The following is an 8817-nucleotide window of genomic DNA, read 5'->3' as shown; positions in this document are numbered from 1 at the left end:
TACGGGCGAAGGGCAGGGCGCCGTCCCCGGCCCGTCCGCGCGGCGCAGCGGGCGCCTCCCGCCCTCCGCGCCGCCCGTCGAGGGGAAACGCCTTGGCCGCGCTGCGCGGGCTCCAGCAGCGCCTCCGGAGGGCGTGGGACCGTCCGCTGACCGCGTACTACCTGTTGCTCGGCGGCTCGCTGCTGATCCTGGTGCTCGGTCTGGTCATGGTCTACTCCGCCTCCCAGATCAAGGCGCTCCAGTCCGGGCTCTCACCGTCGTACTTCTTCCGCAAACAGCTTTTCGCCGCCGCGCTCGGCGGCGCGCTGATGCTGCTCGCGGTGCGGATGCCCATCAAACTGCACCGCGCCTTCGCCTATCCGCTGCTCGCCGTCTCGGTCTTCCTGATGTGTCTGGTGCAGGTCCCGGGCATGGGCATCGCGGTCAACGGCAATCGGAACTGGATCTCCTTCGGCGGCCCGTTCCTGCTCCAGCCCAGTGAGTTCGGCAAGCTGGCGCTCGTCCTATGGGGTGCCGATCTTCTCGCCCGCAAACAGGACAAGCGGCTGCTGGCCCAGTGGAAGCATCTGCTGGTCCCGCTGGTGCCCGCGGCCGGGATGCTGCTCGGCCTGATCATGCTGGGCGGGGACATGGGCACCGCGATCATTCTCACGGCGATCCTTTTCGGCCTGCTTTGGCTGGCGGGCGCCCCCACCCGGCTCTTCGTGGGCGTCCTCGCCTTCGCAGGGGCCATCGGCATGCTGCTGATCAAGACCAGCGCCAACCGGATGTCCCGGCTCGCCTGCATCGGCGCCACCGAGCCCGGTGCGCACGATCAGTGCTGGCAGGCTGTCCATGGGATCTACGCGCTCGCCAACGGCGGCTGGTTCGGATCCGGACTCGGGGCAAGTATGGAGAAATGGGGCGAACTACCCGAACCGCATACTGACTTCATCTTCGCGATTACCGGGGAGGAACTCGGACTGGCGGGGACGCTGTCGGTTCTCGTTCTCTTCGCGGCTCTAGGCTATGCGGGTATCCGCGTGGCCGGACGCACGGAGGACCCCTTCGTGAGGTACGCCGCGGGAGGTGTGACCACCTGGATCACGGCCCAGGCCGTGGTCAATATCGGTGCGGTGCTCGGTCTGCTGCCGATCGCCGGGGTTCCGCTCCCGCTGTTCTCCTACGGAGGGTCCGCCCTGCTGCCGACCATGTTCGCCGTCGGCCTGCTGATCGCCTTCGCACGGGCTGAGCCCGGTGCGCGAGCGGCGCTGGCCATGCGGCAGCCTGCTTTGCGGAAGAAGCTGGCTCGGGTGAGACGGAAGACGATGCGACGGCCCGTCAAGAGGCGGCCGTCCGGAGAGCGGTGAATTTCGGTGCATGTCGTACTCGCCGGTGGGGGGACCGCCGGCCACATCGAGCCCGCGCTCGCCCTCGCGGACGCCCTGCGGAGGCAGGACCCGACCGTGGGGATCACGGCGCTCGGAACGGAGCGTGGGCTCGAGACCCGGCTCGTACCGGAGCGTGGTTATGAACTCGGGCTCATCCCGGCCGTACCGCTGCCGCGTAAGCCCACGCCTGAGCTGATCACCGTCCCCGGGCGGCTGCGCGGCACGATCAAGGCCGCCGAGCAGATCCTGGAGCGCACCAAGGCCGACTGTGTCGTCGGCTTCGGCGGCTATGTGGCGCTGCCCGGATATCTGGCGGCCAAGCGGCTCGGGGTGCCGATCGTGGTCCACGAGGCCAACGCCCGCCCCGGGCTCGCCAACAAGATCGGCTCGCGCTACGCCAAGTACGTGGCGGTCTCCACCCCCGACAGCAAGCTCCGCAACGCCCGCTACGTCGGCATCCCGCTGCGCCGCTCCATCGCCACCCTCGACCGGGCGGCGGTCCGCCCCGAGGCCCGCGCGGCCTTCGGGCTCGACCAGAACCTGCCGACGCTGCTGGTCTCCGGTGGATCACAGGGTGCGCGCCGGCTCAACGAGGTGGTCCAGGCGGTGGCGCCGTTCCTCCAGCGCGCCGGGATCCAGGTGCTGCACGCGGTCGGTCCGAAAAACGAATTGCCGCATGTGGACAACATGCCCGGAATGCCGCCGTATATCCCGGTATCGTACCTGGATCGGATGGACCTCGCGTATGCCGCGGCCGACATGATGCTCTGCCGCGCGGGCGCGATGACCGTCGCCGAACTGTCCGCCGTCGGGCTCCCGGCCGCCTACGTCCCCCTGCCGATCGGCAACGGCGAACAGCGGCTCAACGCCCAGCCGCTGGTCAAGGAGGGCGGCGGACTGCTGGTCGACGACGCCGAGCTGAGCCCCGAGTGGATTCAGGGCAATGTGCTGCCGGTGCTCGGCGACCCGCACCGGCTGTACGAGATGTCCCGCCGGGCCGCCGAGTTCGGCCGCAGGGACGCCGACGAGCTGCTGGTCGGCATGGTGTACGAGGCGATCAGCGCACGCCGCCAGGCGTGAGAAGGCAGGGAGCGTGGCCGGACCGTCGACCGCCGAGCGCGGCGCACGAAGGACGACTCCGTCCGGCCCGCCCCCACGCTTCCGCCGGCCGGGCGGCAGGTTCCGGCTGCCCGGCCGCCGCCCCCTGCTGGTGACGGCGGTGGCGGTGACCCTGCTCGGCGCCGGCGCGGTCTGGCTCCTCTACGGCTCGAGCTGGCTGCGGGCCGAGCGGGTGCGGGTCACCGGCACCACCGTCCTCACCGCCGACGAGGTGCGCTCCGCCGCCGATGTTCCGCTGAACACCCCGATGGTGGCGGTGGACACGGCGGCGATCGAACACCGGTTGCGCGAGCGGCTGCCGCGGATTGCAAAAGTGGACGTATCCCGGTCATGGCCGCACACCATCAGTCTGGTAGTGACGGAACGCAGGCCCGAAGCCATTGTCGAAGAGGGCGGGAAGTTCCATGAAGTGGACGCCGCGGGAGTCCGGTTCTCGACCGTGAGCAAGCGTCCGAAGGGGGTTCCGGTGCTGGAAATGGAGCCGGACCGGTCGCCGAGTTCGCGCCATTTCGGCCCCACCGCACTGCGCCGCGAGGCGGTCCGGGTGGTCACCCAACTCCCCGAGAAGGTCCGCCAGGACACCCGTTCCCTCCGGGTCCGCTCGTACGATTCGATCACCCTTGAGCTGACCGGAGGCCGTACCATCGCCTGGGGGAGCGGAGAGCGAGGCGAGGCGAAGGCGAAGACGCTCACCGCACTGATGAAAGCGCAGCCGGCCGCGGACCACTTCGACGTCAGTGCGCCGAGCGCTCCGGCGGTGTCTCGCAGTTGACCTGATAGCGGCAGGCCAGCACCCTGGTTGGCTAGCCCACTGGGTGATCACATAGGGTGAAAAGAAAAGCGGGAGGTTCGGCGTGTTCATTGAACGCGCGCCACTTGTCGACTTAGTGTCCTGTTCCGAAGAGTCCGGGAAACAGAGGCACTGGTAACCCTAAACTTCAGCGTTAGGGTTGGGGTCGGCAATCGGAACCGTCCCATTCGGCATCAGTCGGCGCACCGCGGCAACGGCGGGGTGACGACACGTAACTCGAGGCGAGAGGCCTTCGACGTGGCAGCACCGCAGAACTACCTCGCAGTCATCAAGGTCGTCGGCATCGGCGGCGGTGGCGTGAATGCCATCAACCGGATGATCGAGGTCGGGCTCAAGGGCGTCGAGTTCATCGCGATCAACACCGATGCACAGGCCCTGCTGATGAGTGACGCGGACGTCAAACTGGACGTCGGCCGTGAGCTCACCCGGGGCCTTGGAGCCGGCGCCAACCCGGATGTCGGCCGTAAGGCCGCCGAAGACCACCGCGAGGAGATCGAGGAGGTCCTCAAGGGGGCCGACATGGTCTTCGTGACCGCGGGTGAGGGCGGTGGCACGGGCACCGGCGGTGCGCCGGTGGTCGCCAATATCGCCCGCTCGCTCGGCGCCCTGACGATCGGCGTGGTCACCCGCCCGTTCACCTTCGAGGGCCGCCGCCGTGCCAATCAGGCCGAGGACGGCATCGCGGGTCTGCGGGACGAGGTCGACACCCTCATCGTGATCCCGAACGACCGGCTGCTGTCCATTTCGGACCGCCAGGTGAGCGTGCTCGACGCGTTCAAGTCGGCCGACCAGGTGCTGCTGTCGGGTGTTCAGGGCATCACCGATCTGATCACCACCCCGGGTCTGATCAACCTCGACTTCGCTGACGTCAAGTCCGTGATGTCCGAGGCCGGATCGGCGCTCATGGGCATCGGCTCGGCCCGCGGCGACGACCGTGCGGTGGCCGCCGCCGAGATGGCGATCTCCTCGCCGCTGCTGGAGGCGTCCATCGACGGCGCCCGGGGCGTGCTGCTCTCCATCTCCGGCGGTTCCGATCTCGGTCTGTTCGAGATCAACGAGGCCGCCCAGCTCGTGAGCGAGGCCGCCCACCCCGAGGCCAACATCATCTTCGGCGCGGTGATCGACGACGCGCTCGGCGACGAGGTCCGGGTCACCGTGATCGCGGCGGGCTTCGACGGCGGTCAGCCGCCCCCCAAGAACCGCGACAAGGTGCTGGGTTCCTACAGCGGCGGCCGCGAAGAGGGATCCGGCAATTCCTCGAGCCGTCCGTCCGGTCAGGAGAACAGCCGCCCGTCCTTCGGCGGACTCGGCAGCGTCACCTCGCGGGACGAGGAGTCCGCCCCGGCGGACCCGACCCCGGTCGCCGAGGTGCCGCCGCCCCCGGTGCCCACCCCGCACCCCCAGGTCCCGCCGGCCCGTCCCTACCCGGAGAGCCAGGCCGAGGAGCTGGACGTCCCGGACTTCCTGAAGTGAGCCGTCCGGCATGGCTCGACGGCGACTTTGAAGTGAATCAGACGTGATAGCGCAACAGCACGACGCGAGCGGCGCGCACTTCGCCTTCACCGACCGGTGGGGCGGGGTGAGCGCCGCTCCGTATGAAGAGCTCAATCTCGGCGGGGCGGTCGGCGACGACCCCCAGGCCGTACGGACCAACCGCGAACTGGCCGCCAAGGCGATGGGCCTGGACCCGGCGGCCGTCGTATGGATGAACCAGGTGCACGGCCGGGACGTCGCGGTGGTCGACGGACCGTGGTCGGACGGTGAGATTCCGGCGGTGGACGCGGTGGTGACCCGGCGTCCGGGGCTTGCCCTGGCCGTCCTCACCGCCGACTGCACCCCGGTGCTGCTGGCCGATCCGGTGGCCGGAGTCGTCGGCGCCGCCCACGCGGGCCGGCCGGGACTGGTCGCCGGAGTGGTCCCGGCGGTGGTCAAGGCGATGACCGAACAGGGCGCCGAGACCGCCCGGATCGTCGCCCGCACCGGCCCCGCGGTCTGCGGCCGCTGTTATGAGGTCCCCGCGGAGATGCGCGCCGATGTCGCGCAGAGCGTGCCGGAGGCGTGGGCCGAGACCCGGTGGGGTACCCCGGCGGTGGATGTGGCGGCCGGTGTGCGGGCCCAACTGGTCCGTGCCGGTGTGCGGATGGACGAGAAGGATGGACAATCTCACATCTGCACTCTGGAGTCGGCGGACCACTTCTCGTACCGGCGCGAGCACACCACGGGGCGGCTCGCGAGCTACGTCTGGTTGGGCGGCTGAGCTGTGACGGATCGCAAGAGTGAACTGGCCGCGAATCTGGCCCGGGTGACGGAACGTATCTCTGCCGCCTGTGCCGAGGCCGGTCGCAAGCGCGAAGAGGTGACCCTGATCGTGGTCACCAAGACCTATCCGGCGAGCGATGTCCGTTTGCTCGCGGAACTCGGCGTACGGCATGTCGCCGAGAACCGCGATCAGGAAGCCGCCCCCAAAGCCGCGGAATGCGCGGATCTGCCGTTGATCTGGCACTTTGTCGGGCAATTGCAGACCAATAAGGTGCGTTCCGTATCGAGTTATGCCGATGTGGTGCAATCTGTCGATCGTAAGCGATTGGTCGATGCGCTCTCCCGTGCGGCTGTGGGGGCCGCGCGGGAGATGGGCGTCCTGATTCAGGTCGCGCTCGACGCGGACTCCGATGAACGGGGAGCACGCGGGGGCGTGGGACCGGGCGGAGTGGAACGGCTCGCGGAGTCCGTGGCCGAGGCCGAAGGACTCCGGCTCGACGGACTGATGACCGTCGCCCCGCTGGCGGGCCCCTACGAGGGGCGGCCGCGGGCGGCGTTCGACCGGCTGCTGGAAATCTCATCCCGCCTGCGCGTGGCTCATCCGGCTGCGAACATGGTCTCGGCGGGGATGAGCTCGGATCTTGAGGAAGCCGTGGCGGCGGGAGCGACACATGTGCGCGTCGGCACTGCGGTACTCGGAGTCCGACCCAGCCTCCGGTAACGTCGCGAAGAAGTCGGACCACAGCAGAAAATATGGTCATTCCCGTCAAAAGGCGGGCTGGCCACGTGGATCCATGGCATCCGGTGGCGGAGCCGATCCACCACAGAGCGGAGGACGCAGAGAATGGCCGGCGCGATGCGCAAGATGGCGGTCTACCTCGGCCTCGTGGAGGACGATGGGTACGACGGCCGGGGATTCGACCCCGACGACGACTTCGAGCCCGAGCCGGAGCCCGAACGGGAGCGGGACCGTCGGCGGCATCAGGTAGTGGAGACCGAACCGCGGCCGGAAAGGGGCGAATCTGTGCGAGTCGTCCACCCTCCCGCACAACGTGAACCGGCTCCTCTTGCGGTGGAAACCGGGCGACCCGCGCGAATTGCCCCCGTGGCGTCCATCACACCTGAACGTCAGAACTTGGAGAAGAACGCGCCAGTGATCATGCCCAAGGTTGTGTCCGAGCGGGAGCCGTACCGCATCACCACACTGCACCCCCGGACCTACAACGAGGCCCGTACTATCGGGGAACACTTCCGTGAGGGCACTCCCGTGATCATGAATCTGACGGAGATGGACGACACGGATGCGAAGCGACTTGTCGACTTTGCCGCCGGTCTGGTGTTCGGCCTCCATGGGAGCATTGAGCGGGTGACGCAGAAGGTGTTCCTGTTGTCTCCTGCTAACGTCGATGTCACGGCGGAGGACAAGGCCCGTATCGCAGAGGGCGGGTTCTTCAACCAGAGCTGAGACGCAAAAACGGCAAACCGGCAACACCGAGTCATCCGAGGCCGAAAGGCCGGGTACGAATCAGGGGAGAGGGACGCGCGGGATGGGCATCGCACTACAGGTGATCTACATCGCGCTCTACTGCTACCTGATCGTGCTGATCTTCAGGCTCGTGATGGACTATGTCTTCCAGTTCGCGCGCTCGTGGCAACCCGGTAGGGCGATGGTGGTCATCCTCGAGGCCACCTACACTGTCACCGATCCGCCACTCAAGTTGCTACGGCGGTTCATTCCGCCGCTGCGTCTCGGGGGTGTGGCGCTCGACCTGTCCTTCTTCGTGCTGATGATCATCGTCTGGATCCTGATCACCGTCGTGAGCAATTTTGCGAGCAGGGTGTGAACGATACGGTCTTGCCGATTGCCGACGACTACGTTGAGGTGAAGTAGAGATGCCGTTGACCCCCGAGGACGTGCGGAACAAGCAGTTCACGACCGTCCGCCTCCGAGAAGGCTATGACGAGGACGAGGTCGATGCCTTCCTCGACGAGGTCGAAGCCGAACTGACCCGGCTGCTGCGGGAGAACGAGGACCTGCGCGCCAAGCTGGCCGCAGCGACCCGTGCCGCCGCCCAGAGTCAGCAACAAGGTATGCGCAAGCCTCCCGAACAGCAGGAGAGGCCCGGCGCACCTGTGCCCGCCGCCATATCCGGACCGCAGCCGGTGCCGCCCGGCCAGCAGCAGATGGGTGGTCCGCCCCAACTCCCGGGCGGAGCCCCGCAACTGCCGGCGGGTCCGATGGGCCAGAACGGCCCCGGACCGATGCAGCAGGGCGGACCCGGTCCGATGCAGCAGGGTGGCCCCGGCCCCATGCAGCAGGGCGGACCCGGCCCCATGGGTCAGAACGGTCCGATGGGCCAGAACGGCCCGATGGGCCAGAACGGCCCGATGGGCCCCGGCGGTCCCATGGGTGGCCCGATGGGCGGTCCCGGTGGCCCCGGCGGTCCTGGCGGCCCCGGTGGCCCGCAGTTGCCGCAGCCGGGTCAGGGCCCGGGCGGCGACAGCGCCGCGCGCGTGCTCTCGCTCGCGCAGCAGACCGCCGACCAGGCGATCGCGGAGGCCCGTTCCGAGGCCAACAAGATCGTCGGCGAGGCCCGTAGCCGCGCCGAGGGCCTGGAGCGGGACGCCCGCGCCAAGGCAGACGCGCTGGAGCGGGACGCGCAGGAGAAGCACCGTGTCGCGATGGGCTCCTTGGAGTCCGCTCGTGCCACGCTCGAGCGCAAGGTCGAGGACCTGCGCGGCTTCGAGCGCGAGTACCGCACGCGGCTGAAGTCGTACCTGGAGAGCCAGCTCCGCCAGTTGGAGAACCAGGCCGACGACTCGCTCGCCCCGCCGCGCACCCCGGCGACCGCCTCGCTGCCGCCGTCCCCGTCGATGAGCGGTTCCATGGCCTCGGCCGGTGCCGGCTCGATGGGCGGCCACACCATGGGTGGCAACCAGACCATGGGCGGCCACAACCCGAACGGCGGAGGGCCGTCCTACGGTGGGCAGCAGCAGATGTCTCCCGCGATGACCCAGCCGATGGCACCGGTGCGGCCGCAGAGTCCGCAGCCGATGCAGCAGGCGCCCAGCCCGATGCGGGGCTTCCTCATCGACGAGGACGACAACTGATACTGATGCGGGCCGCCTAGCGCGGAGCGTTCGGCAATCACGAGGGCCGGGCCCCAGGAGCAGACTCCTGGGGCCCGGCCCTTTGCTGTGCGGGTGGGGTGTTGGGGGGGCTTTCCCCTACCCGCCCCTTCCCGAACAGGGGCTTCG

At 68.8% G+C, this 8817-nt stretch carries 9 protein-coding genes; all 9 read left to right on the top strand.

The window, feature by feature from the left end:
* The coding region (ftsW, locus tag KN815_RS18260) for a putative lipid II flippase FtsW (protein WP_372458394.1) at nucleotides 1–1349 on the top strand (1349 nt) is incomplete at its 5' end.
* 6 nt (nucleotides 1350–1355) lie between these two features.
* Entirely contained in the window at nucleotides 1356–2450 is a 1095-nt protein-coding gene (murG, locus tag KN815_RS18255) for an undecaprenyldiphospho-muramoylpentapeptide beta-N-acetylglucosaminyltransferase (protein WP_216342994.1), read from the top strand.
* 13 nt (nucleotides 2451–2463) lie between these two features.
* The gene (locus KN815_RS18250) at nucleotides 2464–3261 is read left to right on the top strand and encodes a cell division protein FtsQ/DivIB (protein ID WP_216342993.1); all 798 of its coding nucleotides are present in this window, start codon (nucleotides 2464–2466) and stop codon (nucleotides 3259–3261) included.
* A 276-nt stretch (nucleotides 3262–3537) separates the two neighbouring features.
* Nucleotides 3538–4773 (top strand): cell division protein FtsZ, encoded by a 1236-nt coding sequence (ftsZ, locus tag KN815_RS18245; protein WP_216342992.1) that lies wholly within the window; start codon nucleotides 3538–3540, stop codon nucleotides 4771–4773.
* A 43-nt stretch (nucleotides 4774–4816) separates the two neighbouring features.
* Nucleotides 4817–5557: a peptidoglycan editing factor PgeF gene (pgeF, locus tag KN815_RS18240; protein WP_216342991.1), complete on the top strand. Its 741-nt coding sequence runs from the start codon at nucleotides 4817–4819 to the stop codon at nucleotides 5555–5557.
* 3 nt (nucleotides 5558–5560) lie between these two features.
* Nucleotides 5561–6280, top strand: a complete 720-nt coding sequence (locus KN815_RS18235) for a YggS family pyridoxal phosphate-dependent enzyme (RefSeq protein WP_216342990.1) — start codon at nucleotides 5561–5563, stop codon at nucleotides 6278–6280.
* 123 nt (nucleotides 6281–6403) lie between these two features.
* On the top strand, nucleotides 6404–7024 hold the full coding sequence (locus tag KN815_RS18230; protein ID WP_014060002.1) for a cell division protein SepF: 621 nt from the start codon (nucleotides 6404–6406) through the stop codon (nucleotides 7022–7024).
* Nucleotides 7025–7106: 82 nt separating this feature from the next.
* A complete protein-coding gene (locus KN815_RS18225; protein WP_014060001.1) occupies nucleotides 7107–7403 on the top strand; it encodes a YggT family protein in 297 nt (98 codons plus the stop codon).
* Between the two features lie 49 nt (nucleotides 7404–7452).
* A complete protein-coding gene (locus KN815_RS18220) occupies nucleotides 7453–8670 on the top strand; it encodes a DivIVA domain-containing protein (RefSeq protein WP_216342989.1) in 1218 nt (405 codons plus the stop codon).
* The last annotated feature ends 147 nt before the right edge of the window (nucleotides 8671–8817 follow it).

It is taken from the genome of Streptomyces niphimycinicus (genome assembly GCF_018883605.1).
Lineage (GTDB): Bacteria > Actinomycetota > Actinomycetes > Streptomycetales > Streptomycetaceae > Streptomyces > Streptomyces niphimycinicus.
This window is presented reverse-complemented; position numbering and strand designations above follow the sequence as displayed.